We start from the raw sequence: 26,809 nt of genomic DNA, 5'->3' as shown, positions 1-26,809 counted from the left end.
AAATTATGTCTCAGGAACCACAAAATGAACCCGCAAAACCACATCAAAACAAGTGGCGTTTGGGCGTAATCGTGGGCGTTGTGGTAGCTATAGCGACAGCAGTTTGGGTTAGCAATGGTGCGAAGCTGCAAAATAGTTCGGCTGATGGTGCCGCTTATGCACCTCAACCGGCCATTGCGATCGCACTCGATGAAGCCGCACAGGGCGAGTTGGCGGCGTTTCGCGCAACGGCTAAGGGCGAGGGGTACCCCGAAATTCGTTTCGTTTCCGATCAAGGCGAACAGGTGGGCTTTGACCATTTTGACGGCAAAGTGACGCTTGTGAATTTTTGGGCCACATGGTGCGCGCCATGCCGGGCGGAAATGCCCGCGCTTGATGCGCTGCACGCCAAATATGCAGATCAAGGCTTTCAAGTGGCCACGATAAATTTGGACGTGGGCGAAGATGGGATCGAAAAAGCCAAAGCCTTTATGGATGAGGTTGGGTTGAAAAACCTTCCGCTACACGCTGATCCAACATTTGAAGCCTTTGAAGTTCTGAAAAAACGCGGCACCGCGCTTGGTTTACCAGCAACCATTTTGCTTGGTCCAGACGGACACGAATGGGGTGTGTTGGCCGGGCCGGCGGAGTGGCACAGCGAAGACGCATTTGTGTTGATTGAAGCTGCATTGGCGGCGGCGAAGAGTTAGAGCTTTTTCACCACGCGGGCCGGGGAACCTACTGCCACGCAATCTGAAGGGATGTCTTTTGTCACCACGGCGCCCGCGCCAATGGTGGTGCGGTCGCCAATGGTGACGCCGGGTAGAATGGTTACGCCAGCACCGATCCAGCAATTATCGCCAATGGTGATGGGCGCGGCTTGGTTGACAAAATTCATTTGATCTGGGGCGTCTGGATAAGGATAAACACAACGCTCATCTGCTCGAATGGGGTGCCCTGCGGTGAGGATTTGCACGTTTGGTGCGATTAAGGTTTCGCATCCGATTTTGACAAAGTGATTGTCCATAATGGTGCAATTGCGGTTGATAAAACTACGCTCACCAATTTGCGTCATTTCGCCATATTCAACATAAAATGGGCTTTCAACCCAAAATTCCGTCGGCGCTTTGCCCAGAACACTGCGCAACAAGTCCATACGATTTGGATCGTCATATTCAATCGTGTTGAATTTGTGGATAATCGCGCGGGTGCGGCCAGCTTGGGCGATGAGATCAGGATCGCCTGCCAAAAATGGCTCGCCAGCGAGCATGAGTTCTTTTGCTGATTTTGACATATCATCGCCTAAAGGACTTTAATTGGTATTGTTTCGTTCTAGGCGCTATTGGGTGATTTGAAAAGGTCTTTTTGGATTGTGTTTCTTAAGTCAGCGAAAGCACTTGGGCGTTGCACGCCGTGATGAGGTCATGCGGTGCGATTTCAATTTGCAGGCCACGTTTGCCCCCGTTTACCAAAATCGTTTCGTGGTCAAACGCGCTTTGATCTAAGAAGGCCTTTGCGGGCAGTTTCTGACCTATTGGGCTGATGCCGCCGATCACATAGCCCGTGATTTTTTCGGCTTGGCGTGGATCCAGAAGATCGATTTTCTTTTCCTTGAGAGCCTTGGCTGCTGATTTGAGGTTCATTTCAGCACTGGTGGGCACAAGGGCAAACGCTTTTGCGTTCGCTGAACCAAACATCAAACATTTGAACAATCGAGCTGGGTCAATGCCAAGTGCTGTGGCGGCATGTTGGCCGATGTTCTTGGCTTTGGGGTCGTAGGCATATTCATGCAGTTGATAGGCAAAGCCAAGCTGATCGAGCTGTTTGGTGGCGGGTGTTGCGGACATATGCGTGCTGAGTTTGTTGGTGTGCGGATGTGCAGAATGAACAACCCACGCAGATTGTGCAAGGGACTAACTGTTGGCAGTTTTAAGAAATTTGGTTTGGTTTAGGCTGACTTATCGACCACAGAGCCCGTACCCGGTGCTGGCATCGCTTTGGCGTTGGCGAGGCCTTTTTCGAGCATATTGACGGCTTGCTGCTGCATGTCGTTTGCAGCTTTCACCATCATAAGCTCAGCGCTCTGCTGGCGTTGTGCGGCTTGCATCCCAAGCGATTGGGTGATCATCGACATGTCCATCTGAAACGCCTTTCTAGCCATTCAGTTGCACCCATTGTCGCCAATTAGCATTAATGGGGGGTAAACAGGATCATTAGAATTGTTGCGAATGGGGTGAGCTTGCCCGCAAAGCATCATTACAGCTGATGTATTCATCATCCCAAAAAGTTTGACCCTCCCCTTGAAAATCGTTCAAAACCCACATAAATAACTGACCAGTAAGTTATTTATGTGGAGTGAAAGATGACTAAGAATGAGCATGGGAAAATGGAAGCCGGGGCAGGTGCCCCAAATGGTGAAGTTGGAACAGAAGGTGTCGAACAAAAAGATGAGGGGCGCGGCATGTGGGTGAACTGGCACCCCCCCAAGCCGCGCGCTGGTGGTTTTGGGGCGTGGGACAGATTTGTTGGCCCTGGTGCGACCGGGGCCGAAGAAAACTTGCAACTGATTCTTGGCGGGTTGATTGCTGTTGGCGGGGTGGCCCTGTTTTGGCTGTTGCGAGGTGAACCCGCAACTGTTTGGCAGTGGCTATTTGTGGTGGTCTTGGCCTTTGATATTGGGGGCGGCATCGTGACCAATTCAACTTCTGCTGCGAAGCGCTGGTATCATCGGGCTGAGCACACCAAGCTAAAGCATTTTGGGTTTGTCGCTACACATCTGGTGCATATTGCTTTGCTCGCTTTTTTGTTCAGCCCCAGCCCATTTGCTTACAGTTTTGCCCTCGGCGGACTGTTGGTTTTGGCCACTCTGATTTTGCTTATAACCCCACTTTACCTGCAACGCCCAATGGCGGTGGGGTTGACGATGTTGATCATTTTGGTTGGGCAGTTGCCTTTGTTTGATCTTGCCGGGCTGAATTGGTTCATCCCCGCTTTGATGTTGAAATTGCTCCTGGGACATGCGCTCAAGGAAGCGCCGTTTCAGCCTGGTGATCGATAATGAGGGCGGTAAGTATTCGACGCTTGGTGGTAGCGGACATAAGTGCTGCCACTGACATGTTGGTTGATAGTTTTTTGGATGATCAAGGCATGGTGGTGCTGTTTAGGGATCAAGGCCTTGCCAAATTGCATAGGGCGATGCGGGGGTGGTTTTTGGCGACGCTGGATATGTGGCTTGAGCAAAAACAACATATGTACGTGGCGTTTGATGGCGATCAATTGGTTGGAGTTCTGATTGCAGGTCACACTAGAAATACGGTAACCGGATTACAGCAACTCAAATGGGCGTGGCGGGTTGGTCTGAGCTGTGGCCTGACCCCGATATTGCGTACAGCCCAACATGATGCAGAGCGGCGCGCGCATTTTAAGGGGCAGGCCGCACATATCGTTGAATTTGTTGGCGTGAGTGCAAAAGCACGCGGTAAAGGCGTAGGTCGGCAATTGTTTGACCAGTTCCATGCGAAGCTTGAAAAAGGTGCAACCGTATGGCTTGAAACAACGCGGGATGAAAACCTGTCGATATTTGCAAAGCTCGGCTATCGGCAATGCGCTCAATCCACTAGTCTTGGTGTGCGTTTTACACAAATGCTGAAACAGCCAACAAAAGAGAAAAACATTGCCGCGCCCTGACCGCTCAAAAGAACGAATAGTGCAAATCTTGGGCGCCGCAGCAAAGGTGTTTGCGCGGGACGGCGTTCAAGGCGCGCGCATGGAAGATGTGGCGAAAGAAGCTGGGCTCTCAAAGGCGGCGATCTATCTTTATTACAAAAACAAAGATGGGTTGGTGTTGGCTCTGCTTGATCAATTTTTCAGTGCCAATTTGGACGCGTTAAAGCTCATTCCGATTGGCGAAAATGCAGCAGAGCGAATTTGCAGTTGGATCGATCTGGTCAGCGCTGCAATGCAACAAGGCGCTCATTTTCAAACGGTTGGGTTTGAGTTCTTGGCCCTTGCTGGCCGCAATGAAGAAGCGCGAGCGGTAGTTTTGGATTTTTACCAACATTATCAAAGTGCCATAGCCGACTTGTTGGTGCAGGATGGTGTTTCACCAGAAATGGCCACGCAAAAAGCGCAAGAGATTGTCGCCCTTTTGGAGGGTATTAATCTGTTGTGGATGGCGCAATCGGGCAAAATGGATTTTGCGAAACTGGCGAAATCTGGCGTGCGGGCGCTCTTGAGCTAGCGCCCGAATAGGTTGACCGTACTTCTTTTCATAAAGAACACCAGCGTCGCCCCAGCGATTAAACCGCCAATATGCGCCCACCATGCGGTTGGGCCACCATCGGGGAACAGCACAAAGAACAATTGCATGGCAATCCAAAGTCCGAGAACCCAAAGCGCTGGAATGGGGATGGGCAGGGGCACAATGATTTTGGCCAATACATATACCCGTACCTTTGGAAACAGGATAATGTAGGCGGCAATGACCCCTGCGACAGCGCCCGAAGCGCCCACCAGTGGGGCAGTGCTTGTTGGGTCAGCCAGCATATGTGCAAACCCGCCCGCAGCGGCACAAGCCAGATAAAAGACGAAATAGCGCACATGCCCCATAGCATCTTCGATGTTGTCGCCAAAAACCCACAAGAAGATCATGTTGGAAATGACATGCATCCAATCGGCGTGCAAAAACGCGTAGGTCACCAAGGTGGTTTGGTCTGGCAGAAACGGCACTTGGTCAATCAGCGGTTCGTTCAACCATCCAGGCACGACGGCCATGGTGATCAGCACAAACTCTTCGCCAGATGCAGGCAAAATATACTGGATAGCAAAGATGATGAGATTGGCAATGATTAGGGTTTGATTGACCCACGGGCGCTCAACATAGACTTTGGGGTTCTGATCGTAGAGTGGAATAAACAATGAAAATCCCCAAGATTAAGACCGCGCTACTATCGATGCTGTCCGGGCTGCCACAAGACGTCGCGGGCGCCATTATCATTTGTGACACGGCTTAGAACAAACAGCAAATCAGACAAGCGGTTGAGATATTTAACCGCAATTATGTTGGTTTCCGGCTCTGCATCCAACAAGGCGACACCAATACGTTCGGCGCGGCGGACCACGGTGCGCGACAGGTGCAGGTGCGCCGAGAGCGCGCTGCCGCCGGGCAGGGTGAAGCTTTTGAGTGGTTCAAGCTTTTCATTGTAGGCGTCAATTGTTTGTTCGAGCCAATCCACTTGGCTTTGCACAGCGCGCAATGGTTCGTAACTCAAGCCTTCATCGGGCCCCGGGGTTGCAAAATCTGAACCTACGTCAAATAAGTCATTTTGAATGCGGGCAAGAGTGTCGTCTAGATGGTGGTCGCTGCCCGTATGTAAGCGCACCAGGCCGATGGTTGAGTTGGCTTCGTCAATGGTGCCATAGGCTTCCACCCGAATATCGGCTTTTGAGCGTCTTGGGCCCGACACCAAGCCGGTTGTGCCATCATCGCCAGTGCGGGTGTAAATCTTGTTCAGTTTGACCATGAGAATAGTCCTCTTAGCGCGGGGCGAAGAAGAAGGCCGCAACCATCAACAAGATGATGGCCACAAATTGGGCGATCACCCGGGCGCGCATGAGCTTTTGGGACAGGTTTGGGTTGCCGCCGCGGAACATATTAAACAGCCCAGCAAAAAGAATAAGTGTCACCACGCCAAGGGCGACGAAAATCAGGATGTTGATCGGTTGGTTCATCATAATCGAATCTCGTTTTTCACGAATTTGCGCGAGTATAAGCGGTTAGCTCCTTTGCTAACAGGTCATAAATGACGCGGATGCGATTTGCTTTGTGGACCTCGCGGTGGGCCACCAACCACATTTCCATCGCCGGGATTTTGAGGTCCGGTACAATGTGCACCATGCCCGGCGTTTTTTCGATCAGATTGAATTGGGCAAAGCTGACCCCGAGCCCTTGTTTGACCATCTCCCAGATCAGCGTTTGGCTGTCTGTGCGCAGTTTAAAGCTCTTCCTTTCAAGCGGAAAGCCAATGGCTTTGGCGACGCGAATAATATCGTCTTGTCGATCAAGCCCAATGATTTCGTGGTCATACAGGTCTTGTGGGTTTTGTGGGGTGCCATGCTTATCCAGATAGGACTGATGGGCGCAAGCGCGCAACGGCACATCGCCGATCTTTTTACCCACCACATCCAATTGGCCAGGGCGGAACATGCGAATAGCGATATCGGCTTCACGCAAAAGCAAGTTTTCAACCGCGTCTGAGGGGACTATTTCCAGTTCGATCATCGGATATTGTTCGCGCGCCTTCATAAGGATTGCGGGCAAAATATTGTGCGAAATGATCTGCGAAGCCGTGATGCGCACAGTGCCATCCAAAACTTCTGTGGCACCGGTTACGGCCAATTGGGCTTCGGCAAGGGCCGACTTTGCATTGCGCACCGGCTCAACAAGTTGGTGGGCGATGGGGGTGGGTTTGAGGCCCCGCCCAGTTCGGTCAAACAAAACCGCACTGAGGCAGTTTTCCAACTCTTCAATATGACGGCCTATGGTGGGCTGTGACGCACCCAGTGCGCGGGCGGCCGCGGACAATGACCCTTCGTCCATGACGGCCAAAAAGGAGCGCCACAAAAACCAATCCGGTTCTGATGGGAGGTTTGTTTTATTCATTATTGAATATCTCAGATGCGATTTTGGCCAATTTCAATTTGAATATGAATGGATGTGTTGAGGGCAGTCAAGTGAAACAAATGATTTTGAGGAGCTACAACATGGCAGACACAGTAACAATTTTGGGCATCAATGGTCGTATCGGCCAATTTGCAGCCAAAGCATTTATTGAAGCGGGGTGGAACGTTGTTGGTTTTGGTCGCTCGAACAAAACAGCGTTTGATGGGTTCAGTTTTGTACAAGGGGATGCAATTCAGTTGGAAGACGTTAAACGCGCAATCAAAGACGCGGATGTGGTCGTGCATGCGCTGAACCTGCCCTATGACCAGTGGGAGGGCGAAGCGGAGCGCTTAAACGACGTTGTGATTGAGGCGATGAAGGGCACCGGAAAAACCTTGGTTTTTTCTGCCAATGTTTACAATTTTGCAGCAAGCGTGGCCAAAATGACCCCGGACGGGGTGCAAAACCCTGAGACACCCAAAGGGGAGATCCGCAAACGCATGGAAGAGGCGCTAAAAGCAGGCGCGCTGAACCACGGCTTTAAAGCCTTTATGCTGCGGGCCGGAGATTTTTATGGTCCAGGGGCTGAAGGCAGTTGGTTTGACCTAGGCTTTGCGATGAATTTCAAAAAACGCAAGATCACATTGCCGTGCGACGGGCAGACCAAACACACCTGGGCCTATTTGCCCGATCTTGGCCGAGCGTTTGAGAAAGTGGCTGCAAAACGTGACGAGCTAAACACATTTGAGAATCTCCATTTTCACGGGAACTTCGTAACCGGAAATGAGATTGCGGATGCCATTCAACGGGTAGTGCCGCAGCCCTATAAGGTGGTCAACCTACCTTGGTGGTTGTTCAGTGTGGTCGGAGTTTTTCAGCCGGTGATCCGCGAAGTGATCAAAATGCGCTATCTGTGGAAATCACCACAGGAATTGCTGGACCCCAAGCTGGATGCGATTTTGGGCGCAGGGTTTGGCACACCGTTTGAGCGTGCCGTAGCCGAGACGACTTTGGCCCTGCTGCCTGCGGCGGAATTGGAAAAGCTTAAAACCATGAAACGCACGTCGGTATTGGCTTAGTCTTCTTCGCCCAACTCAGTTTCGGGCTCTTCATCATCTTCTTCAAACCCCAACTGGGCGCGGACTTGTTCTGGTGTCCAGTCTCGCTTTTTAAGGGCAGCAAGGCTTAAGGATTTCTTCGACTTTGAAAGCTTATTGCCCTCATCATCAAGGATAAGCCCATGATGCATATATTTCGGTTCTGGCAGCTCAAGCAGCTTTTGCAAAACGCGGTGAACGGCGGTTGCAAAATATAGGTCTTTGCCGCGCGTCACGTGGGTAATGCCTTGGTCCGCATCATCGACCACAACGCTGAGGTGATATGAGGTTGGGGTATATTTGCGCGCTAAAATAACATCGCCCCAAGCCATTGGGTCAGCGGTGATGGTTTCAGTTTCGCTCAGGTCTTCGCTCATTTCCTGCCATGTGACCTCGCCAACCTTTTCCAATGCCTTCTTCATATCAAGGCGCAGGGCGTATGCGGCGTCGCTGTTGATGCGTTTGTCGCGATCATAAGGGCTCATATGCTTGCAGGTGCCCGGGTATTTTGGCGCGCCATCGGGGTCTTTTTCACCGGTGGCATTGGCTTTGATTTGTGAGCGCGAGCAAAAGCAGGGGTAAAGCAACCCATCAGCGTGTAAGGCGTTTAGGGCCTTTTCGTAATCGTCAAAATGGGCGGATTGACGGCGGGGTTCTTCGTCCCATGAAAAGCCGACCCAATCCAGATCATTGAGCATTTGCTCAATGCCTTCATCGGTGCAGCGAATGGTATCGATGTCCTCGATGCGCAACAATAATTTGCCGTCAGCCTTTTGCGCCAATTCTTGGGTCAAAAGGGCGGAGAAAGCGTGGCCGAGATGCAGCTGGCCGTTAGGGCTGGGGGCAAAGCGGAAAATGGGTTGATCGTTTGTGTTCATAGCGCTCTAGTTGCCACGAACGAACAAGAAAGACAAACATGAATCACAACCCGCTGATTAAACGTTTGAGAAGTGAGCCCGTTTTGGCGGCGCAATTGGCCGCGCTGGTTGAAAGCGACCCTTCTTTGCGCACAGTATTGGATTTGTGTGATCCGGTGCCCTTGCGCGCTGAAACGGGTGGATTTGAGGGTTTGTCACGCATCGTAATCGGGCAGCTTTTGTCCGTGCAATCAGCCGCTGCGATTTGGGATCGGTTTTGCGACACATTGGGGGTGGTGACGCCCGAGCGATATTTAGAGCTGGGTGAAGAGGGGTTGGTGGGGGTCGGCCTGTCCCAAGCGAAGTATCGGACCATTCGGTCTATCGCCAATGCCGAGTTGGGACGCACCTTGCGTTATGATTTGGTGGCGGATGCGCCGATTTTTGAATCAATGAAAATGCTGACCGCGATCAAAGGCATTGGGCCGTGGACGGCTGAGGTTTACCTGTCGTTTTGTGTGGGGCACCCGGATGTTTTTCCCGCCGGAGATTTGGCGTTGCGAAAAATAGTTGCGCACCATATGGGCCATAATGCTACACCAAGCATTAGCGAGACCATGAAAATGACGCAAAAATGGTCGCCTTATCGAGGCGCGGCGGCGCGCCTTATGTGGCGCTATTATGCGGTGACAAAAAATAAAGAAGGCATTTAAATATGAGCGAATTGTTTGGCCCGAAATTGGAACCTGCGAATGGCAATCCGCCAAACAAGCTTGTGATTTTACTGCATGGCTACGGCTCGGACGGCAAAGACATGATCGGGCTTGGCAATTTTTGGAACCAAGGCTTTCCCGATGTGGAGTTCTTGGCGCCAAATGCGCCAAAACCGTGTGCGGTCAATCCGTTTGGTTTTGAGTGGTTTCATTTGGATCTGGAGCGTGGCGATACCAATTATGAAGCGGGCGCGGAACAGGCCTATCCCCAAATCCGAGATTATGTTTTGCAACGCACCGCTGATGCTGGGCTTGAACTTAAAGACGTGGTGCTTGGTGGGTTCAGCCAAGGGGCCATGATGGCGCTTTATACTGGGCTGCGGTTTGAAGAGCCTTTGGCAGGCATTTTATGTTTCTCGGGCAAAATGGTAGATGCGGAAACGATTGGTGACGAGATGGAGTCTTCGCCGCCTGTTTGTTTGGTGCATGGGGAAGATGATGATGTGGTGCCGGTTGCGGGCAGTCTTGAAGCCAAAACGGTACTTGAAGAATTTTACGTCAATGTGTCGTTAAAAGTGACGCAAAAAACCGGCCACTCTATCGCGATGGATGGGTTGCAGTTCGCCACCGGGTTTTTGAGCCATGTGTTTAAGCCTGACGATCAGATCGAAGTCGAATAGGTAAAGAGATCGTTAACAAGCCTTCACACAGGTGACATCTTAAGCCACAATGATGGGGTTAATTTTAGTGGAGTGATTCTCACCAAAGGAGGAAGGTGTGACAATCCATGTGTCACCCGAAGCTCTCCCGGCGCTTGTGTTGAACGCGGACTTTCGGCCGCTGAGCTATTATCCATTGTCCTTGTGGTCTTGGCAGGACGCGATTAAAGCGGTGTGCCTAGACCGCGTAAATATTGTCAATGAGTATGATCGGGTGATCAAAAGCCCGAGCTTTGAAATGAAGCTGCCCAGTGTGGTTGCGCTCAAATCCTACATTAAACCCGCGAGCAACCCTGCATTTACGCGGTTTAACCTATTTTTACGTGACCGATTTGAATGTCAATATTGTGGGTCAAAACACGATCTGACCTTTGATCATTTGATTCCGCGCGCTCGAGGCGGGCGCACCACGTGGCAAAATGTGGTTGCGGCTTGCTCCCCTTGTAATTTGCGCAAGGCAGACAAGATGCCACGCGATATTGGCATGTGGCCCAGCCAAACCCCATTTCAACCCACGGTTTATGATTTGCAAGCCAATGGGCGCAAGTTCCCCCCCAATCATCTGCACGAGAGTTGGATGGATTATCTTTATTGGGATATCGAACTGGAACCCTAAGATGATCTTCATATTTGGTCTGCAAATGGCGTGGTTTTGTGCTTCCAGTGCTCACGTACTCTTAGTACGCTGCGCGCTGGTTCGCAAACCTTACCATTTTCGACTCAATTCTGAAAATCATACCAGTGTTGGTTATTTCTTGTTCGAGTGGAAATTCAGGTGACCTGCATAAAGTGTGGCGCAGGTGAGGAACAGTGAAACAATGGCGTTCATGCCCGCAAAGCTGAGGCCGAAAAAGCGCACTTGCGCGCGATCACACGGAATTACGACCGTATCGTTGATGTTTTGCAGATCAGCAAAATCTGCAATGCCAGCACCAACACCAGTGCAGGTGTCGGGGCCCGGCCACCAGCTCCATTCAACACCTGAGTGATAGCCTGCCATCCAAGTGCCATAAGCAAAAATCAGCGCGACGATGCCGAGTAAAATGGTGCGGTAGTTGGCGTTTAGCCGGTCCCAGATAAACAGGGTTATCAACAAAAGCGGGATCGTTATGTAATAGGGGTTGCGTTGTTCGTAGCACAAATCGCATGGAATATAGCCACCGATATATTGAAAGCCGTACGCGCTGGTGATGGCGGTTGCCGCAAGCGCTGTAACACCTACGGTTAAGTTTTTTGCATTCAACTCAATCACTTTATTCCCCAATTTCAAAAGGCAACTAAATCAAAAACTTGATTGCCACGAAGCCACCAACAAGTAGCGCGCAACCGATGAAGAACATCAACCCGAGGCGTTTTTCGATGAAATCCTTAATAGGGGGTCCAAAGAAATACAAAAGCCCGGCGACGATGAAGAATCTCAGTCCGCGTGCAACGATAGAGGAAAGGATAAATATGGGCAGATTAAGGCCCGTCGCGCCAGAGGCAATGGTGATCACCTTATAGGGGAACGGGGTGAGGCCAAACACGAAGACAATTAGCAGTCCCCATTCATTAAAGGCCAATTGAAAATCTTCAAATTTGTGCCAATAGCCGTAAAACTCAAGAATCGGTTTTGCTAGTGTTTCCAGCAGTGCCCAGCCAATATAGTAGCCCAATATGCCGCCCAAAACAGATGTGATGGTGCATATAAGCGCAAACCACCACGCTTTTTCACGTTTGGCCAAAACCATTGGGATCAGCATCACATCTGGCGGCATGGGAAAAAATGAACTCTCCGCGAAGGAGATGGCGCCAAGGGCTTTGGGGGCATGTTTGGATGCGCCAAGCGCTAAAACCCAGTCATATAGGCGTCTAATCACGTCACTTTTCCTCAAATTCTGACAAGGACAAGCCGCCCTTTTGGTCCACAGATGTAATCAGTTTGAAATTCGTGTCAATCAGTGATTGACGCGGGGGTGTTTTTGAGTATATTCCGCCCCCATCACCTTAGTGCGGGTGTGGCGGAACTGGTAGACGCGCGGGATTCAAAATCCCGTTCTTTCGGGAGTGGGGGTTCGATTCCCTCCACCCGCACCAAACAAAAACCCCGGTTGGCTTTTGCCAGGCGGGGTTTTGTTTTTTAGTCCTTAGCGTGCAGCCGGACCCATTTTTTCATGCCGTGGGCAAAAGCGTTCAGTCGCTGTTCTAAGTCGGGGCTAATTGGTTGGTCTGGTGTTGGCAGTTGGCTTTTGATGTCGTTCACAAACACCATTGGTCGTTGCATCGTAAAGGCTCCCATTGCAACGAGGGTGTGGCGCAAACTTGCTTGGGCATATCGGGTGCCCCAGATGCCTGTGGTGCCGCCCAAAATGGCAACAGGCTTTTCATTTAGTGCCGGGCTGATTGAAATCCAGTCGAGTAAGTTTTTTAGAACACCTGGAACGGATTGGGCATATTCTGGTGTTGCTATAACCACACCATCGGCGTTTTCGATCTTCTCGCAAAGGTTTAGAACGGCGGCGGGGCGTTTCTCGACGGGTCTCATATCTTCATTAAAGAGCGGTATGGTTGAAAGACCTTGATAGATCTCTAGGTCGATTTGCTCCTGCGCTGTGCTTTTTTGCAGCGCTTCCAACAATTGGAAATTATACGAGTTCTGCCGGAGGCTGCCAGCGATGCCTAGAAATCTTGCTGAATGGGACACGTCGTTACCTTTTCGAAGTTTTCTTTGTTGTAGGGCGATTGAATAAAGAAAGCAATATCTTGTCTTATCTGAAGTGACTGCAATCGAAATAGGGTGCGGCGCACAGCCGCGGGACCTGCGGCAAAAAATCGCTAATGGTTTATGCTTACTTAACTGATTTTGAGGCACATTGGACCGTACATAACCGGCCAAGGGGCAGGTAAGTAGCATACTCGTTAGGGCGTTGTCGGGGCAAACGCGCGCTTCAAAAACGAAGATTGAACACACCCTTGGTCGAATTTAGCGCCTTGGACCACGCACATTGTGTGTGTTCCAAGACTTTAGCCGGGGTAACAAGGCATGCATAAACTCAAGATATCTGCACGAATTTATTTATTGGTGGCACTGTCCATGCTCACAGTTGGGCTGTTGGCTTATGTGAGCATTTCCAACATCAATAATACGCGCACAAATTTGCGCTCACAAGAATTGGTGTCACTCACTGATTCCGCAATTGCAATCGTGCAAGCCAACTTTGATCGAGCAGAAGCGGGCGAGGTAAGTGTTGCTGAAGCGCAAGCCGCGGCCCTGCGATCAATTGAGGACATTCGGTATCGTGGCGCCGAGTATTTCTTTGCCGTTGACGATAGCGGTGTGATGATTATGCATCCATTTGCAAAGCAACTTGTGGGCGGCAATCAGCTGGGGCTGAAAGACGTGAATGGCAAGGCCATTTTTGTCGACATGATTGCCATTGCCAAAAAAGATGGCGCAGGCTTCATGGAATATGTCTGGCCGCGCGGGAAAGAAAAGACGCCGGTCGATAAAAACAGCTACGTTTCTTACTTTGCACCTTGGGGGTGGATCGTTGGAACTGGCGTCTATATCGATGATTTGCGGGCCGCAAACCAAGAAACCATTATGCAGCAATTGGGGTTAACCGCTGCGATTGCTGGTGCGTTGTTGATCTTGGCCTATGTTATTGGTCGATCAATTACGAAGCCGATTGATGGCTTAACCCGGGTGATGGGAAAACTCGCCGCCCGAGAGTATGAGGTTGAGGTTGTTGGTGCAAACCGGCAGGACGAAATTGGCGAAATGGCCCGTGCGGTTGAGATCTTTAGAGAGAACGGTCTGAAAATTGACCAGTTGAGCGAAGAAGACACCGAACGACAGGCACAAACACGCGAAGAGCGTGCGCAAATGATGCAGAACCTGCAAACGGCATTCGGCAAAGTGGTTGATGCTGCTGGTCGGGGCGATTTTTCCAATCGTGTTGATATGGAGTTCCCAGATCCAGAGCTGAACACTTTGGGCACCAGCGTGAACGGATTGGTGGATACGGTTGAGCGCGGTTTGCGTGAAACGGGCGAAGTGCTTGCCGCACTGGCCAAAACTGATCTGACCCAGCGTGTTGAGGGCGAATACCAAGGCTCATTCCTTAAACTGAAGCAAGATACCAATGCTGTTGCTGATCGGTTGACTGAAATTGTTGGTCGTCTGCGTGAAACGTCAAGCGGTTTGAAATCTGCCACAGGTGAAATTCTCACCGGTGCGAACGACCTGAGCGAGCGCACAACTCGCCAGGCGGCAACCATTGAAGAAACATCAGCCGCGATGGAGCAATTGTCTGAAACGGTCGCCGACAATGCGCAAAAAGCACAATTGGCTACACAAAAAACCGCTCAGGCGTCTCAATTGGCTTCAGAAGGTGGGGAAGCGATGACCCATGCGACGGGTGCCATGGAGAAAATTACCAGTTCTTCATCCAAAATCTCCAACATCATTGGCATGATCGACGATATCGCATTCCAAACCAACTTGCTGGCGCTGAACGCTTCTGTGGAAGCGGCACGCGCTGGCGAGGCGGGCAAGGGCTTTGCGGTTGTGGCGGTTGAAGTGCGTCGTTTGGCACAGTCTGCTGCCCAAGCGTCTTCAGAAGTGAAAGTATTGATTGAACAAAGTGCTGGCGAGGTTGCCGAGGGAACAAAACTGGTTTCTGGGGCGTCGGCAAAGCTTGGTGAGATGCTTTCTGCGGTGCAAGAAAATGCGGCATTGATGTCTGAAATTGCACAGGCTTCAAAAGAGCAGTCAAATGCCATTTCTGAAGTGGGCACTGCCGTGCGCCAAATGGACGAGATGACTCAGCACAACGCAGCACTTGTGGAAGAAACAAATGCTGCGATTGCACAAACTGAAACTCAAGCCAGCGAACTAGATGAAATCGTTGATGTGTTTCGGATTAGCGGTTCAGCCTCATACGAAAAACCAGTTGAAGTTCGTGCTCCGCAGCAAAAGGCCGCTGCACCGGCAAGGGCTTCTTATGCCAGTCAAGGCAATGCAGCGATCAGTGAAGATTGGGCTGAATTCTAGCGCTCCTTATCGCGGCAATTGAAATAAGTGGGCGGGAAGGTTTTTACCTTTCCGCTCATTCCATTTTTAGCAATACGTCTTGAAATAGTGCACCAAATTTTGCTTCAGATTCTTCTATTGTGCCGGTGTTTGTGGTGAAGGCCGCGACGATGTCATGCTTAGGTTCAACGATCAGAAATGCGTACCACATGGTGTTTGAGCCATTATGGAAAAGCGCTTCGCCATCCAATGGCGTGCGCGGGGGGATGACGATCCAGCCGGCGGCATATCTTTCATTGTGTTTGGTCAACTCACTTGGGGTGTGCAAACGTCTTTCGGTCGTAGCTGACATAAATGGGGTGTCGCCTTTCATGGCGTCCAAATGCATTTGCCCATAGTGGGCCAAATCCCTTATCGACATATGAACTGTGCCCGCTGGGCCGATGATTGGTGTGTTATCAGAGCCAGGGCTTTGCGGGTCAGCGGCGCTGGTGAAGAGAAAGAACCTTGTCGCATGGCCCCACGGTTGTTCGCCCTTTGGCGCGCCAAAGCCCGCGCTTGAAAGCTGAAGGGGGGCGAACAATTCCTCTTGCACGAGCGTTTCCCAGCTTTTGTTGGTGGCTTGCTCTGCAATGTAGGCGGCGATGGTGTACCCCAAATTTGAATAAGCAAAGGTCGTGTTTGGTGCATTCTGCGGCGATTTGCTAAGTGCCCCCAAAACTGCTTTTTCTCGTGCTTGCAACAATGCGGTTTCATCGGCGAAACTGTTGTTGAGCATGGTTGGAATGTTGAAATTGCCTTTGGCGCCTGATGTGTGTTGAAGCAGTTCAATTAGTTTAACGGGGTACCAAGCGATATCGATTTGAGATTTCTGGTTGGGCAATAGCTCAGCAATTGTTGCGTCAAAGTCCAATTGGTTTTTGTCAACGAGGCGCCCAATCATGCTGGCGGTCATGGATTTAGTAATGGAGCCAATATGCCATTTGTCTGTCGACTGGATTTTGTTTTGCTTTCCTTTTTGCCGCACACCGCTTTGACTTTGCGCGATGATCTGCCCTTTGTGCATCACAATTCCCGCGTTGCCGAATTGGTCCGCAGCCTCCCGTATTTCTGGAAGTCTTTGCTCTAGAAGTGTTTGAATATCTGATTGCATGTTCACGGGTTGGGCTCGCGCGTTAGGGATGGTTATGGAAAAACTTGTGATTGAGAATATTGTTGCAACTGCAAAACGGTTTAGGGGCAAAAAATGTGGAAACATAAAGGTTAGGCTTTCACTATATTAAAACATATGAGATATATTTAATATGCCAAATGTCCCTATTCAAGATGCAGCAGAAGAATTTGTTCTAACGACACCTGAGCAATTGCATGCCTTGGGTGCGCCAGCCAGCCGCGCTCTGTTTCAAGGGTTGCTTGGCTTGGGCGAAGGCTCCATCAAGGAAATTGCGCAGAGCATCGGCAAATCGCCGCATTCGCTCTATCATCACATGGATAAATTGTTGGCTGTGGGTCTGGTGGTTGTGGCAGGCGAGCGCCGTTCTGGTGCACGCAATGAAAAGCTTTATCGCCCGATTTCGCACCTTTTGGCCACCGATCCGCTTAATCGCGATCCAGCCTATTTGGCCGCAATTGCTGACAATGGGGAGGCGGGCTATCGGCAGGCGGCGCGTGCATTGCGCCGCTCTTTGTTGGATGGTCGGGCGCAATTGGGCACAGAAAAACGTAACGCTCTGGCATTGCAGTTTACTGTGCCGTTGACCACAAAACAGCTCCAGGATCTGACCGCGCGCATTGATTCACTTGTGTTGGACTATACAAAGGGTTTGGAAATGTCGGAGGAGGGTGAATTTCACCTCATTACATTGGGTTTAAGCCCTGCGGACTGACGTTGGCCATCACTTTGCCTTAATGCATTTGCATCAGGCTGAACGTGTGGGTACAAGTTGGACACGTTTCAAAAGAAGTTGGGTAATGATGCGCGGATTGCGTCAGTTTTTCATCGCTGTTGTGGTTTTGATTGCGACCAGTGCGCCGGGGTTGGCTATTCCCCAGTTGCTGATCGACATGCAAAGTGGCGAAGTGCTTTTTGAAGAAGATGCGGGGGTTGCCTGGCATCCAGCTTCATTGACCAAATTAATGACGGCCTATGTGGCGTTTGAAGCCATTGCTGCAGGGCAGGTCAATTTGGATACGCCCGTTATAATGTCGGCGAATGCTCTTAAGGCGCCACCCAGCAAAATGGGCTTTCCTGTTGGCACTGCAATAACACTAGAGGATGCGCTCTATTTGCTGATTGTTAAATCGGCCAACGATGTAGCCATTGCGTTGGCGGAAACAATTGGCGGATCGGAAGGCAAATTCGTCACCCTAATGAATGCCCATGCGAAAAACCTGGGGCTCTCCAATACCTTTTTTGTTAATCCAAATGGCCTGCATGAAGGTGAACAGGTCACAAGTGCGCGTGACTTGGCCATTCTTTCTGTGGTGATCCGCAATCGATATCCGCAATATGATGGCATGTTTGACACGCGCACGGTTGAATTTGGAAAGGCCAAATTGGCCTCATACAATATTCTGCTCACCAAATTTCGTGGCACGACCGGCATGAAAACCGGCTATGTTTGTGCCTCAGGTCTAAATATTGTGGCCACTGCCGAACGCCAAGGGCGCAAATTGATGGCAATAGTGTTGGGCGCATCCTCGGCCCGAGAGCGTGGGGAGTTGACCGCTTTGCTGCTCGAGCGTGGATTTGACAATCGTTATAAGGGCACTGGAAAATCTGTCACGCGCGTTGCAAATTTGGCATCGGCGCCGATTGATATGCGCGAAAAGATTTGCGGCAAACAGGCAAAGGCCTATGTGGATGGACGCAAAGCGGCGTTTCCGTTCGGACTTGAGGGACAACCGACCTATTTGGGCGATGACGTTGTGCCAAAAAGGGTGAGGGTGCATACGCTGGGCAAACTTGTGGACGTTGATTTGCCAAGGCCGCGTCCGGCCTACAACTATGTGCCCAAGGTGGCCACTGTTGAGCTGCCGCGCCCAAGACCGCTGTTTTTGCGGCCCTAGGTGCACTGTTGTGGTTCAACCCGTGCCGCGGGCCATGTCTTGCACATCGCCTGATTGTAGCATTTGACCTCCAATCGCCCAGTCGCCACTTTTGACCTCTAAAATCCGAACCCAAGTGACCGATCGCAGGTTCTCCCCTTCGATGGCCACCACAGCGTCAGTGACGTTGGTGATGAGTTCTTGTTTCTGTTTAGGGGTGAAAACCCCTTCAATAACATTGATGTCGATTAATGGCATGGTTGCCTCCTTTTAGTTGATGGGGAAAGCTAGGCCATTGGATTGGATGCAAGCCAGTGTAGAAACTAGAGCAGATCTGGTACTTAGTCTGTACTAGACGGTATGGGTTATCGGTGCGCATACTCATGAAAGTGAGGAAGGCGTAATGTCCCAAAATAGCTACAATCAATTTTGTCCTATCGCTATGGCGTGTGAAATATTGGAGCCACGATGGACCTTGTTGATCATGTGCGAGATGTGGTCTGGGTCGATGCGTTTTAATGAAATTCGGCGCGGTGTGCCCCGGATGTCACCAACCCTATTGTCCAAGCGTCTCAAGGAAATGGAGGTGCATGGGCTGATCTCTCGGCGCGAGGATGGGGTTACTGGGGGCATAACCTACAAAATCACCCCTGTTGGAAACGAGTTGGGGCCAATTGTGCATGCGCTTGGGCAATGGGCGCATCGAAATGTTGATACAGAGGTGACATTAGAGCACTTAGATGCCCGGCTTTTGATGTGGAATATTCGACGCAAGGTGGATCGTCACGCGCTGCCGATGCACCAAAAGACAACCATACAATTTATGTTCCCCGAATTGGAAAATGAACAAACAAACTATTGGTTGATCGCCAAACCAGGGTGCGATGTTGATATTTGTTGGAATGATCCGGGGTTTAATGTGGATCTTTTTGTTAGTGCGGAATTGAAAGCCATGACTTCTGCGTGGTTAGGGCTTTCGCGCTTGGAAAAAGAGATTGATGATCAAAAAATTGACCTCATCGGTGATGAACACCTCGCAAGTACCATTGGTAATTGGCTTGTGCGTAGTTCATTGGCTTCGTGTTAACGGGCTAGATATTGTTGTTCCAGTTCGATTAGCTTTTGCTTGCGCCATAGGCCACCTCCATATCCAGTTAGTGATCCGTCAGCTCCAATAACCCTATGGCAAGGGATCAAAATGGCGATTTGGTTGGCCCCATTTGCGCGCGCAACGGCGCGGGTGGCTGTAGGTCTTCCAATTTCCTTTGCTAAATCAGAATAGCTTTTTGTGTGCCCGGCAGGAATGGTGCGCAAGGCGTCCCAAACGTTTTTGGTAAAGTCTGAACCGTGCAAAACAAGGGGGGTGTTGAACTGATCTGATGTGCCGGCAAAAAAGCGTTTGAGTTCTTCTTCCACCTGCTTTGTTGGGGCAGAGCGGCCAATGCCAATATTGCCTTTGACGGCTTTTGTTAGCTTTTTGAGTTCAGCGGGCAAGGCTTTGCGATCGGCGAACTCGAGCAAGTGCAGGGCGGTATTATCGCTCACTGCGATCATCGCGCCTAAGGGCGTATCAATCCAATCTGCTTTTAACATCGGATCTTTGGCGAGTTTGCCTGGCGCGAGCCCCAATAGTTTTGCAAAAGCTGTTCGAAAGGCACTGGGTGATGAGTAGCCTGCATCAAGCTGTGCCTCGATAACTTTGCCGCCTCCCGACAGGGTCGTGAAGCCATCGCGTAGGCGACTTAGGCGGGCCATTTCTAAAAAGGTGATGCCAAATTGGCGTTTGAACGCGCGGCGCACAGTGGATGGGTCAAACCCCATGCGCGCAACGTCACCTTCGCTCCAGCGATGTGCGGGGTTTTCTTCTAATGCCTTGGTGAGTGTTTGAATGGTAATGTCGCCGTTGGCTTCGGGCGCCAAGGGCTTACACCGTTTGCAGGGACGAAAACCCGCTGCAATGGCGCTCGCAACTTCAGGGTAGAAGCTGCAATTCTGCCGCTTTGGTTTTCTTGCGGGACAAGTCAGCCGACAAAAAATGCCCGTTGATGACACCCCCACGTAAACGCGCCCATCAAACGATGGATCGCGATCTAGAAGGGCTTGGTAGAGTGTGTCGTCATTTGGTGTTTGAAAAAGCATGCACATAAACTAGCCCAGTTTGTGAGCGCTGTCCGCTCGATTTCGGGCGTCTATTTGTTTGAGCTAAGCTTTTTCGATCTCAAAGCGCAACACATCTCCGGTTTGGCTCTTTGCGAGAAGCTTGTGTCCGGCTTTATTGCACATGTTGGGGATATCGATGGCGGCGAGGGGGTCGCTGGCCAAGAGCACCAATAGGTCTCCTGACGACAGGCTGCTCAGTGCTTTTTCCGCCTTAATGACGGGCAAAGGGCAATTCAGGCCAATGGTATCGATCTGCATGACAATTACTCGGTAACGATCAGCACCCAATGGGCACCATAGCTTGAATTGGCGTTATAATTGACGGCAAGCCCAGCGTTATTGGCGTCCGCGCGTAGCAGGGTTTTGGCGTCGCGGCTCGAGTTGCGCCAACCAGAAAATGTTTCAGCAAAATTGGTGTAGCCAGCACTAAATAGGGTGGCGCCATTGGTGCGTTCTGCAATCAATGCGGCTGCGCCATTATTGTTGCCATCTTTTGCATAGCGGGCAGCGGCCTGTGTGGCGACGCCGTTTAGTTCTGGGGTCAAGGTAAGGGGGCTTAAACGATTGGCCACACGATATTGATTGATCAGGCCAATGGCTTCTTGCTGGTCTAGCTGCGCGCCCGGGTGCGCCATTGAAGCGGTTAGGCCCGCAGGTAGTGGTGTCGTGGCACTGACACAGCCAGCGAGCGGCAAGAGTAAAGCAACTATGGCTAGAATCTTATGCATTTTGTCCCCAATGTCTTATCGTTTAAACCTAATAGCAGAGGCGTAAAAAAACAGCCAGAGCTATGCCTCTGACTGTTGCGTGATCCAATCAAATAATCAGGGCGAAATTGCGGTCAGCCGGCTCGGTCGATGCGCGTGGTGAAACATGTATAGCCCGCTGACCGCAAATGGATGAATTTGACGTCTGAATGGGCGAAGATCTTTGCTGCGACATTTGTGAGGTCTTGCACCTGAACGATTTGCCCGGTGCGGTAATCAATCTTTTCGTTTGCAGAATAGCCCCGGATTATGAATTGATCGCGTTCTGCCACTACTGGCGGTAATTGGTTGTTGTCACCAACAAAGCGCGCGCAGGGTTCGCCGCATATAAAAATTGGCCCCGTTTCCGTGAAATGGCCAGTGGAGGCGAAGGGTTTGTAGGCGCCCAGCAAAACAGGCTTTCCTTTTTCAATATTTCTAAGGCAATGTCGGCAAGGTGCTGTGCCGTCAGACTGACGCTGCTCGAGCGGTTGGTTGTAAGCATCAGTACCCCCATCCCACCAGCTTTGAGCGTCAGCGGTGGGAATGGGCGTGAATGTAATTTCAGTCATGCGGGTCTCCTTTTTTAAGGAAGACCCAACATCATCAAGCTAATAGTATCGACCCGGTTTTGACCGTTGCCTCGTCTTATTGGCCAAAACTATCGTGATCTCCAGACAAAAATGCATCTTCTTCAGTCGTGTTTTTGCGGCCCAAAACCTCATTTCGGTAAGGATAGCGGCCAAATTTTTCGATCATGTCGCGGTGTTTAATCTCATATTCTAGGCTGTTTTCGCCCGGCAGCGCGCCGAACAGTTTCATGGCTTCATCATGCACACTCAAGCTTTCGCTATGCATATAGGGCATATAGGCAAAAGAGCGCCAATCATCTGGCAATTTCATATCGTCGCCCCGGATCACCATTTCTTGGGCCAAGGTTAAAGCGATGGGGTCGCACGCAAAGGCGCGTGGGTCTTTGCGATATATTTGGCGGGTGAATTGATCCAGCACGATGATTTCGGCTAATCGATTTTCAGGCGATGTGCGCCACCAGAATAGTTCGCCTTTGTGGGCGGCGGCATGTGTTTTTGAGAATTTTTCAACAATTGCTTTGTCGAAATCTTCGCCGCCTGTGAACCAGTCTTTGGGGCCGTGGTCTTTGAACCAAAACTGGATGACGTCTTCTGGCTGTGCAATCATAATGGTCCTCAGGTTATTTTGATTTCACCAAGGTGAAGAGGCTTGATGCAAAGATCAAGCGATTGCTCATTACAATTTGTTGATGTGGCCTATCGCCAATCGGTCTATGCTCGGGTAAAAAGCGGCAAATAGTCTGTTTAAGGTCCATCCATGTTAAAATCAGCTTCGTCCATTTTTGCTATGCCCCCTTCAAGCCTTACTGGGCTAAGCCGAGATTTGTTGCGGCTTGAAGAGGCGGGCAAGGAAGTGGTGATTGGGCTGATTGGCGCGGGAGAGATGGGCACTGATTTGATTATGCAAGTGGCGCGGATGCGTGGTTTGCGGATTGGGGCGGTAGCTGTGCGCAATGCAGAAAATGCGCTGAAGGCCGTTGAGATTGCCTATGGTGACCGCAGCAATGCTGTGGTGTGTGAAAGCAACGGGGCGATCAGCAAAGCCATTGAAATGGGCAAAATCGCCATTTGTTGCGATGCGGCGCTGGTGGCAAACAATGAGTTGATCCAACAAGTGGTGGAAGCCACAGGCAAGCCAAGCGTTGGCGCCGATATTGGTTTGCAAGCGCTTGAAGCGGGCAAACACCTCATCATGATGAATGTTGAAGCAGATGTGACTGTTGGTGCTTATTTGAAGCGGCGTGCGCTAGAGCTTGGTCTTATCTATACGGTTGGCGCAGGGGATGAGCCGTCCTCCATCATGGAGCTCATCGATTTTGCAAATGCTTTAGGCTTTCCCATTGTTTCGGCTGGAAAAGGCAAAAACAATCCGTTGAATGTGGACGCTGTTCCCGATGATTATGAAGCTGAAGCCAAGGCGCGCAATATGAACCCGCGCATGTTGGTGGAGTTCGTTGATGGCTCAAAAACCATGGTTGAGATGGCAGCGCTGGCCAATGCGACGGGCATGGTGCCGGATAAACCGGGTATGCATGGTCCGCAAGCGACGCTTGATACGCTTGAAGATATTTTGATCCCTGAGTGGGATGGCGGCATTCTATCGGGTGTGGGGCGCGTGGATTATACCATTGGCCAAGGCGTCGCGCCGGGGGTCTTTGTGATTGTGAAAGCCCCGCACGAACGCATTCATGAGCGTATGGCTGACCTAAAAGTGGGCCGCGGGCCGTATTTTACGCTTTATCGTCCGTTCCATTTGACCAGTCTTGAAGTTCCATTGTCATGCGCGCGGGTCGCGCTTTATGGGCAAGTGGATATGCAGCCGCTTGATGTGCCTGTGGCTGAGGTTTGCGCTTTGGCGAAAAAGGATATGGCGGCGGGTGAGCGATTTGATGCGATTGGGCAATATTGCTACCGCTCTTGGACCATGACCGCATCTGACGCACGCGCAGCAAAAGCCGTGCCGTGCGGGTTGATTGAGGGCGGTGTTGCCACCGCCCCGATCAAAAAGGGTGATATGATCACCTATGCCAATTGCTTGCCAGATGCGACACAAGCGATTGTTGGCCTTCGTGCCAAACAAGATGCGCTATTGGGCTTGGTCTAAGCAGCCCACCATATTTGTGGTCAGCTGATTGATCAGATCAACATAAAGGGTTGTGCCGCTTTTAAGATTTGCGCCGAGCGGGTCCAGTTCCGCCGCCTTGACATTGGTGCCTTGGATCGCAAGATCCACCAGCTTTGCGTCGAACTGTGGTTCGGAGAAAATGCAAGAAATTTGGTTGCTCGCCAATGCGCTTTGCAGTTCCTTTAAACGTTTCGCGCCTGGTTTGATCTCTGGGGCAAGGGTAACCACGCCAGCGTTTTGTAGGTCAAAGCGGTTCTCATAATATTGATAGGCATCGTGGAAGGTCACAAAGCGGTGCGATCTAACGTTCGTTAGTTTTTCATTTGTGGTGCTGATGAGGGCATCGAGCTCTTTAATGAGGTTTTCTGCATTGGCGCGATAGAGGGTTTCGTGTTTGGGGTCTTTTTCACTTAGTGTTTTTGCGATGATATTGGTGATTGTTTTGGCGTTTTCGGGGTCGAGCCAAATGTGCAAATCATGTTCGCCATGATCGTGACCTTCGTGCTGGTCATGCCCTTCTTCTTCATGGCCATGTTCATCTTCGTGATGCTCGCCCTTTAGGTCCAAATCGCGGCTGTCGAGTATTCTTATGCCGTCTTGTTCAGCCAAGGTGATGGCGGTAGCGGCTTGGGGCAGGGTGGAAATGGCTTTTTCCAAGAATGTTTCAAAATGCTCGTCGATCCAAAAGATGACGTCAGCGTTTTGCAAATGCCGGGCATCGGACGGTTTGAGGGCATAATTGTGCGGGGAAGCATTGGCGGGCACCAAGTTTGTCACTTCAGCTTTATCGCCGCTGATATAGTGCACCAGCGATTCAATTGGGCGGATGGAGGTGACCACTTGTAATTTGTCCGCAAAAGCGGAGGTGGCGGATAGGGCTAGAATGTTGGCACAGGCTATGGCGGGCAAAAAGCGCATATTTGTCTCTAATGTGGTTGTTGATATGTTATATTATTACATGGATTGTGTTATGATATAACGTATGGCATAGAGAGTGACAACAGGGAAAATTGCGCCAATTGACTTTTCTTTTTCAGGGAGGTTTTGAGCGCCATAAAAGAGGTGCCGTGCGGGTGGCCAATAAAGATTTGCTGGTTTCGCTAAAAAATGTCGGCGTGGAACGCGACGGCAAATGGTTGGTGCGTGGCGTGGATTTTAATGTGCGGCGCGGCGAAATTGTAACTTTGATTGGGCCAAATGGATCGGGCAAATCTACCAGCGTTAAATGCGCGCTGGGGGTGCTGGACCCTACAGAAGGCACGGTGAAGCGGGCAGATAATTTGGTGGTGAGCTATGTGCCGCAAAAGTTCAATTTGGATTGGACGTTGCCCCTAAGCGTCAAGCGCTTGATGAATTTAACCGCCAAGCACGCTCACGCAGATATTGAAGTGGCCCTAAGCCAAGTGGGTATTGCGCATTTGGCCGATGCAGAGGTTGGCCAACTATCGGGCGGTGAGTTGCAGCGGGCGCAATTGGCGCGTGCCATGTTGCGCAAACCTGATCTTTTGGTGTTGGATGAGCCCGTGCAAGGGGTCGATTTTCAAGGCGAAGTGGCGCTTTACGAGTTGATCCAACATATGCGTGACCATCATGGATGCGGCGTTTTGCTGATCTCCCACGATTTGCATGTGGTGATGGCGGCAACGGACACGGTGATCTGTTTAAACGGACATGTGTGTTGTCGTGGTGCGCCGCAATCCGTTGCGGCAAGCGACGAGTACAAACGTTTGTTTGGTGCGCGCGCATCGGACGCATTGGCGATTTACGACCATAAACATGACCACACGCATTTGCCCGATGGGCGCGTGCAACATGCGGATGGCACCATTTGCGATGATTGTGAGCATAGCGACGGTGACCATGCCCACAGCCACAAGGAACACGATCATGCTTGATGATTTTTTTGTGCGGGCGATGGTGGCCGGTATTGGTTTTGCGCTGGTGACCGGACCGCTTGGGGCGTTTGTTGTGTGGCGGCGCATGGCCTATTTCGGCGATACAATGGCGCATTCCGCCTTGTTGGGCGTGGCGATCAGCTTGTTGCTCAACATCAATATGATGGTCGGGGTGGTGGCTGCCGCTTTGTTGGTAAGCGGCGCGTTGTTGGTTTTGGAAAAGCGCGGGGTATTTTCATCTGATGCGCTCTTGGGTATCCTTTCTCACTCAACACTTGCTCTGGGGTTGGTGCTGGTTGGGTTCATGAGTTGGGTTCGGATTGATTTGATGGCGCTTTTGTTCGGCGACATTTTGGCCGTGTCAAAAGGCGATATTGCCCTGATTTACGGATTTGGCGCACTAATCTTGGTGGGCATTGCATGGGCATGGCGACCCCTGATAGCGGCCACGGTCAACGTGGAACTGGCGCAAGCTGAGGGCATGCACCCGCAACGGGCGCGGATATTGTTGATGGTATTTTTGGCGGTGTTGATTGCAGTGGCGATGAAAATCGTTGGCATTTTGCTGATTACCGCCCTTTTGATCATCCCAGCCGCCGCCGCACGGCGTTTGTCTGCAAGTCCAGAACAGATGGTAGTGATCGCTTCACTCATTGGGGTGATATCAGTTATTGGTGGGCTAAACCTTAGCCTTGCTTATGACACACCGTCTGGCCCCTCCATTGTGGTGGCCGCATTGATTGTGTTCTTGCTTAGCCTTAGCCCCATCGCCGTCATTTGGCGCAAAAAACGAAAGGCGAGTTAAATGGCACAAGATCTAAAACTCACGAAAAATCAAAGTCTAGTGTTTGATAAATTGAGCGCTGCACCGGGCCCGTTAAGCGCCTATGATTTGCTCGACCAATTGCGCGATCAGGGCCTCAAAGCCCCGCTGCAAATCTATCGCGCGCTTGAAAAACTGCAAGAAATTGATCTTGTGCACCGGCTCGAAAGCATGAATTCCTTTGTCGCCTGCGCCCAACCCAATTGCCACGCCAAAACTGGCCTCGTCGCCTTCGCCATTTGCGAAAAGTGCGGCGTGGTTTCCGAGTTTTCCGACGAGGTGGTGCAAACTCGCTTAGCGGCTTGGGCTGATGAGCGCAGCTTCACCACGACCAAAACAAGCCTTGAGATTAGAGGGCTATGTCAGGGGTGTGGGTGAG

At 51.0% G+C, this 26,809-nt stretch carries 35 protein-coding genes and 1 tRNA gene; 17 read left to right on the top strand and 19 right to left on the bottom strand.

Annotated features, from left to right (window positions below):
- Nucleotides 1-5 precede the first annotated feature (5 nt).
- Nucleotides 6-689 carry a TlpA family protein disulfide reductase gene (locus tag O4H47_RS16595; RefSeq protein ID WP_269395129.1) on the top strand — a complete coding sequence of 228 codons (684 nt, stop codon included), beginning with the start codon at nucleotides 6-8 and terminating at the stop codon, nucleotides 687-689.
- On the opposite strand, the gene O4H47_RS16590 is transcribed toward O4H47_RS16595, so the two are convergent.
- From O4H47_RS16590 to O4H47_RS16580, 3 genes are all read right to left on the bottom strand, one after another.
- Entirely contained in the window at nucleotides 686-1,273 is a 588-nt protein-coding gene (locus O4H47_RS16590) for a sugar O-acetyltransferase (RefSeq protein ID WP_269395128.1), read from the bottom strand. The two genes, O4H47_RS16595 and O4H47_RS16590, sit on opposite strands and share 4 nt — an antisense overlap.
- A gap of 85 nt (nucleotides 1,274-1,358) precedes the next feature.
- Nucleotides 1,359-1,826 carry a Cys-tRNA(Pro) deacylase gene (ybaK, locus tag O4H47_RS16585; RefSeq protein WP_269395127.1) on the bottom strand — a complete coding sequence of 156 codons (468 nt, stop codon included), beginning with the start codon at nucleotides 1,824-1,826 and terminating at the stop codon, nucleotides 1,359-1,361.
- A gap of 101 nt (nucleotides 1,827-1,927) precedes the next feature.
- Nucleotides 1,928-2,140 (bottom strand): hypothetical protein, encoded by a 213-nt coding sequence (locus tag O4H47_RS16580; protein ID WP_269395126.1) that lies wholly within the window; start codon nucleotides 2,138-2,140, stop codon nucleotides 1,928-1,930.
- 201 nt (nucleotides 2,141-2,341) lie between these two features.
- On the opposite strand from O4H47_RS16580, the gene O4H47_RS16575 reads away from it, so the two are divergent.
- From O4H47_RS16575 to O4H47_RS16565, 3 genes are read left to right on the top strand one after another with little or no spacing between them, the layout of a single operon-like run.
- Entirely contained in the window at nucleotides 2,342-3,037 is a 696-nt protein-coding gene (locus O4H47_RS16575) for a hypothetical protein (RefSeq protein WP_269395125.1), read from the top strand.
- Nucleotides 3,037-3,666: a GNAT family N-acetyltransferase gene (locus tag O4H47_RS16570; RefSeq protein ID WP_269395124.1), complete on the top strand. Its 630-nt coding sequence runs from the start codon at nucleotides 3,037-3,039 to the stop codon at nucleotides 3,664-3,666. The genes O4H47_RS16575 and O4H47_RS16570 overlap by 1 nt, the downstream gene beginning before the upstream one ends.
- Nucleotides 3,653-4,219, top strand: a complete 567-nt coding sequence (locus O4H47_RS16565; protein WP_269395123.1) for a TetR/AcrR family transcriptional regulator — start codon at nucleotides 3,653-3,655, stop codon at nucleotides 4,217-4,219. Before O4H47_RS16570 ends, O4H47_RS16565 begins: the two co-directional genes overlap by 14 nt.
- Here the strand turns inward: O4H47_RS16565 and O4H47_RS16560 are convergent.
- The 4 genes from O4H47_RS16560 to O4H47_RS16545 are packed head-to-tail and all read right to left on the bottom strand — an operon-like array spanning nucleotide 4,216 to nucleotide 6,640.
- Nucleotides 4,216-4,896, bottom strand: coding sequence for a rhomboid family intramembrane serine protease (locus tag O4H47_RS16560; protein WP_269395122.1), 681 nt, complete (start codon nucleotides 4,894-4,896; stop codon nucleotides 4,216-4,218). The genes O4H47_RS16565 and O4H47_RS16560 overlap by 4 nt on opposite strands.
- 29 nt (nucleotides 4,897-4,925) lie before the next feature.
- Nucleotides 4,926-5,501, bottom strand: a complete 576-nt coding sequence (locus O4H47_RS16555) for a cob(I)yrinic acid a,c-diamide adenosyltransferase (RefSeq protein ID WP_269395121.1) — start codon at nucleotides 5,499-5,501, stop codon at nucleotides 4,926-4,928.
- Nucleotides 5,502-5,514: 13 nt separating this feature from the next.
- Nucleotides 5,515-5,709, bottom strand: coding sequence for a twin transmembrane helix small protein (locus O4H47_RS16550; RefSeq protein WP_269395149.1), 195 nt, complete (start codon nucleotides 5,707-5,709; stop codon nucleotides 5,515-5,517).
- A gap of 19 nt (nucleotides 5,710-5,728) precedes the next feature.
- The gene (locus tag O4H47_RS16545; protein ID WP_269395120.1) at nucleotides 5,729-6,640 is read right to left on the bottom strand and encodes a LysR family transcriptional regulator; all 912 of its coding nucleotides are present in this window, start codon (nucleotides 6,638-6,640) and stop codon (nucleotides 5,729-5,731) included.
- A 101-nt stretch (nucleotides 6,641-6,741) separates the two neighbouring features.
- Here O4H47_RS16545 and O4H47_RS16540 point away from each other — a divergent pair, with 101 nt between their 5' ends.
- Entirely contained in the window at nucleotides 6,742-7,719 is a 978-nt protein-coding gene (locus tag O4H47_RS16540; RefSeq protein ID WP_269395119.1) for an NAD-dependent epimerase/dehydratase family protein, read from the top strand.
- Here O4H47_RS16540 and gluQRS read toward each other — a convergent pair.
- A complete protein-coding gene (gene gluQRS, locus O4H47_RS16535) occupies nucleotides 7,716-8,615 on the bottom strand; it encodes a tRNA glutamyl-Q(34) synthetase GluQRS (RefSeq protein ID WP_269395118.1) in 900 nt (299 codons plus the stop codon). The two genes, O4H47_RS16540 and gluQRS, sit on opposite strands and share 4 nt — an antisense overlap.
- 38 nt (nucleotides 8,616-8,653) lie before the next feature.
- Between gluQRS and O4H47_RS16530 the strand changes: the two genes are divergently transcribed.
- From O4H47_RS16530 to O4H47_RS16520, 3 genes are all read left to right on the top strand, one after another.
- A complete protein-coding gene (locus O4H47_RS16530; protein ID WP_269395117.1) occupies nucleotides 8,654-9,307 on the top strand; it encodes a DNA-3-methyladenine glycosylase family protein in 654 nt (217 codons plus the stop codon).
- A gap of 2 nt (nucleotides 9,308-9,309) precedes the next feature.
- Nucleotides 9,310-9,987, top strand: coding sequence for an alpha/beta hydrolase (locus O4H47_RS16525; protein ID WP_269395116.1), 678 nt, complete (start codon nucleotides 9,310-9,312; stop codon nucleotides 9,985-9,987).
- A 97-nt stretch (nucleotides 9,988-10,084) separates the two neighbouring features.
- A complete protein-coding gene (locus O4H47_RS16520) occupies nucleotides 10,085-10,642 on the top strand; it encodes an HNH endonuclease (protein ID WP_269395115.1) in 558 nt (185 codons plus the stop codon).
- 132 nt (nucleotides 10,643-10,774) lie between these two features.
- Here O4H47_RS16520 and O4H47_RS16515 read toward each other — a convergent pair whose 3' ends face one another.
- Nucleotides 10,775-11,278, bottom strand: a complete 504-nt coding sequence (locus O4H47_RS16515) for a disulfide bond formation protein B (protein WP_269395114.1) — start codon at nucleotides 11,276-11,278, stop codon at nucleotides 10,775-10,777.
- 25 nt (nucleotides 11,279-11,303) lie between these two features.
- The gene (locus tag O4H47_RS16510; RefSeq protein ID WP_269395113.1) at nucleotides 11,304-11,885 is read right to left on the bottom strand and encodes a YqaA family protein; all 582 of its coding nucleotides are present in this window, start codon (nucleotides 11,883-11,885) and stop codon (nucleotides 11,304-11,306) included.
- A gap of 132 nt (nucleotides 11,886-12,017) precedes the next feature.
- Here O4H47_RS16510 and O4H47_RS16505 point away from each other — a divergent pair.
- Nucleotides 12,018-12,102, top strand: a tRNA-Leu gene (locus O4H47_RS16505).
- 43 nt (nucleotides 12,103-12,145) lie between these two features.
- Here the strand turns inward: O4H47_RS16505 and O4H47_RS16500 are convergent.
- Nucleotides 12,146-12,709: an NADPH-dependent FMN reductase gene (locus tag O4H47_RS16500; RefSeq protein WP_269395112.1), complete on the bottom strand. Its 564-nt coding sequence runs from the start codon at nucleotides 12,707-12,709 to the stop codon at nucleotides 12,146-12,148.
- 339 nt (nucleotides 12,710-13,048) lie between these two features.
- Here O4H47_RS16500 and O4H47_RS16495 point away from each other — a divergent pair, with 339 nt between their 5' ends.
- Nucleotides 13,049-15,061: a methyl-accepting chemotaxis protein gene (locus O4H47_RS16495; protein WP_269395111.1), complete on the top strand. Its 2,013-nt coding sequence runs from the start codon at nucleotides 13,049-13,051 to the stop codon at nucleotides 15,059-15,061.
- A gap of 55 nt (nucleotides 15,062-15,116) precedes the next feature.
- On the opposite strand, the gene O4H47_RS16490 is transcribed toward O4H47_RS16495, so the two are convergent.
- The gene (locus tag O4H47_RS16490; protein WP_269395148.1) at nucleotides 15,117-16,193 is read right to left on the bottom strand and encodes a serine hydrolase domain-containing protein; all 1,077 of its coding nucleotides are present in this window, start codon (nucleotides 16,191-16,193) and stop codon (nucleotides 15,117-15,119) included.
- A gap of 151 nt (nucleotides 16,194-16,344) precedes the next feature.
- Here O4H47_RS16490 and O4H47_RS16485 point away from each other — a divergent pair, with 151 nt between their 5' ends.
- Together O4H47_RS16485 and O4H47_RS16480 are read left to right on the top strand one after the other, a co-directional pair.
- Entirely contained in the window at nucleotides 16,345-16,926 is a 582-nt protein-coding gene (locus tag O4H47_RS16485) for a winged helix-turn-helix domain-containing protein (RefSeq protein ID WP_269395110.1), read from the top strand.
- A gap of 85 nt (nucleotides 16,927-17,011) precedes the next feature.
- Complete coding sequence (locus O4H47_RS16480; RefSeq protein ID WP_269395109.1) at nucleotides 17,012-18,109, top strand: D-alanyl-D-alanine carboxypeptidase family protein; 1,098 nt, start codon at nucleotides 17,012-17,014, stop codon at nucleotides 18,107-18,109.
- 15 nt (nucleotides 18,110-18,124) lie between these two features.
- Here O4H47_RS16480 and O4H47_RS16475 read toward each other — a convergent pair whose 3' ends face one another.
- Entirely contained in the window at nucleotides 18,125-18,346 is a 222-nt protein-coding gene (locus O4H47_RS16475; protein ID WP_269395108.1) for a tautomerase family protein, read from the bottom strand.
- A gap of 145 nt (nucleotides 18,347-18,491) precedes the next feature.
- Here O4H47_RS16475 and O4H47_RS16470 point away from each other — a divergent pair, with 145 nt between their 5' ends.
- Nucleotides 18,492-19,175: a winged helix-turn-helix transcriptional regulator gene (locus O4H47_RS16470; RefSeq protein WP_269395107.1), complete on the top strand. Its 684-nt coding sequence runs from the start codon at nucleotides 18,492-18,494 to the stop codon at nucleotides 19,173-19,175.
- Here O4H47_RS16470 and O4H47_RS16465 read toward each other — a convergent pair.
- The 5 genes from O4H47_RS16465 to O4H47_RS16445 form a co-directional block, all read right to left on the bottom strand.
- A complete protein-coding gene (locus O4H47_RS16465) occupies nucleotides 19,172-20,227 on the bottom strand; it encodes a bifunctional transcriptional activator/DNA repair enzyme AdaA (RefSeq protein ID WP_269395106.1) in 1,056 nt (351 codons plus the stop codon). The two genes, O4H47_RS16470 and O4H47_RS16465, sit on opposite strands and share 4 nt — an antisense overlap.
- 63 nt (nucleotides 20,228-20,290) lie before the next feature.
- A complete protein-coding gene (locus O4H47_RS16460) occupies nucleotides 20,291-20,506 on the bottom strand; it encodes a sulfurtransferase TusA family protein (RefSeq protein ID WP_269395105.1) in 216 nt (71 codons plus the stop codon).
- Between the two features lie 5 nt (nucleotides 20,507-20,511).
- Nucleotides 20,512-20,976: a CAP domain-containing protein gene (locus O4H47_RS16455; protein ID WP_269395104.1), complete on the bottom strand. Its 465-nt coding sequence runs from the start codon at nucleotides 20,974-20,976 to the stop codon at nucleotides 20,512-20,514.
- A 113-nt stretch (nucleotides 20,977-21,089) separates the two neighbouring features.
- Nucleotides 21,090-21,566, bottom strand: coding sequence for a DUF1203 domain-containing protein (locus O4H47_RS16450; RefSeq protein ID WP_269395103.1), 477 nt, complete (start codon nucleotides 21,564-21,566; stop codon nucleotides 21,090-21,092).
- 76 nt (nucleotides 21,567-21,642) lie between these two features.
- Nucleotides 21,643-22,194 (bottom strand): DUF924 family protein, encoded by a 552-nt coding sequence (locus O4H47_RS16445; protein WP_269395102.1) that lies wholly within the window; start codon nucleotides 22,192-22,194, stop codon nucleotides 21,643-21,645.
- Nucleotides 22,195-22,344: 150 nt separating this feature from the next.
- On the opposite strand from O4H47_RS16445, the gene O4H47_RS16440 reads away from it, so the two are divergent.
- Nucleotides 22,345-23,691: an NAD(P)H-dependent oxidoreductase gene (locus tag O4H47_RS16440; RefSeq protein WP_269395101.1), complete on the top strand. Its 1,347-nt coding sequence runs from the start codon at nucleotides 22,345-22,347 to the stop codon at nucleotides 23,689-23,691.
- On the opposite strand, the gene O4H47_RS16435 is transcribed toward O4H47_RS16440, so the two are convergent.
- Entirely contained in the window at nucleotides 23,674-24,630 is a 957-nt protein-coding gene (locus O4H47_RS16435) for a zinc ABC transporter substrate-binding protein (RefSeq protein ID WP_269395100.1), read from the bottom strand. The genes O4H47_RS16440 and O4H47_RS16435 overlap by 18 nt on opposite strands.
- Nucleotides 24,631-24,785: 155 nt before the next feature.
- Here O4H47_RS16435 and O4H47_RS16430 point away from each other — a divergent pair, with 155 nt between their 5' ends.
- Genes O4H47_RS16430 through O4H47_RS16420 form a run of 3 tightly spaced genes read left to right on the top strand, consistent with a single transcriptional unit; the run spans nucleotide 24,786 to nucleotide 26,808 of the window.
- Nucleotides 24,786-25,607: a metal ABC transporter ATP-binding protein gene (locus O4H47_RS16430; protein ID WP_269395099.1), complete on the top strand. Its 822-nt coding sequence runs from the start codon at nucleotides 24,786-24,788 to the stop codon at nucleotides 25,605-25,607.
- Entirely contained in the window at nucleotides 25,600-26,412 is an 813-nt protein-coding gene (locus O4H47_RS16425) for a metal ABC transporter permease (protein WP_269395098.1), read from the top strand. Before O4H47_RS16430 ends, O4H47_RS16425 begins: the two co-directional genes overlap by 8 nt.
- A complete protein-coding gene (locus tag O4H47_RS16420; protein WP_269395097.1) occupies nucleotides 26,413-26,808 on the top strand; it encodes a Fur family transcriptional regulator in 396 nt (131 codons plus the stop codon).
- Nucleotide 26,809: the final 1 nt, after the last annotated feature.

The organism is Maritalea porphyrae (assembly GCF_027213965.1).
Lineage (GTDB): Bacteria > Pseudomonadota > Alphaproteobacteria > Rhizobiales > Devosiaceae > Maritalea > Maritalea porphyrae_A.
Note: the sequence above shows the minus strand (reverse complement) of the source record. Positions and strands in the feature narration are given on the sequence as shown.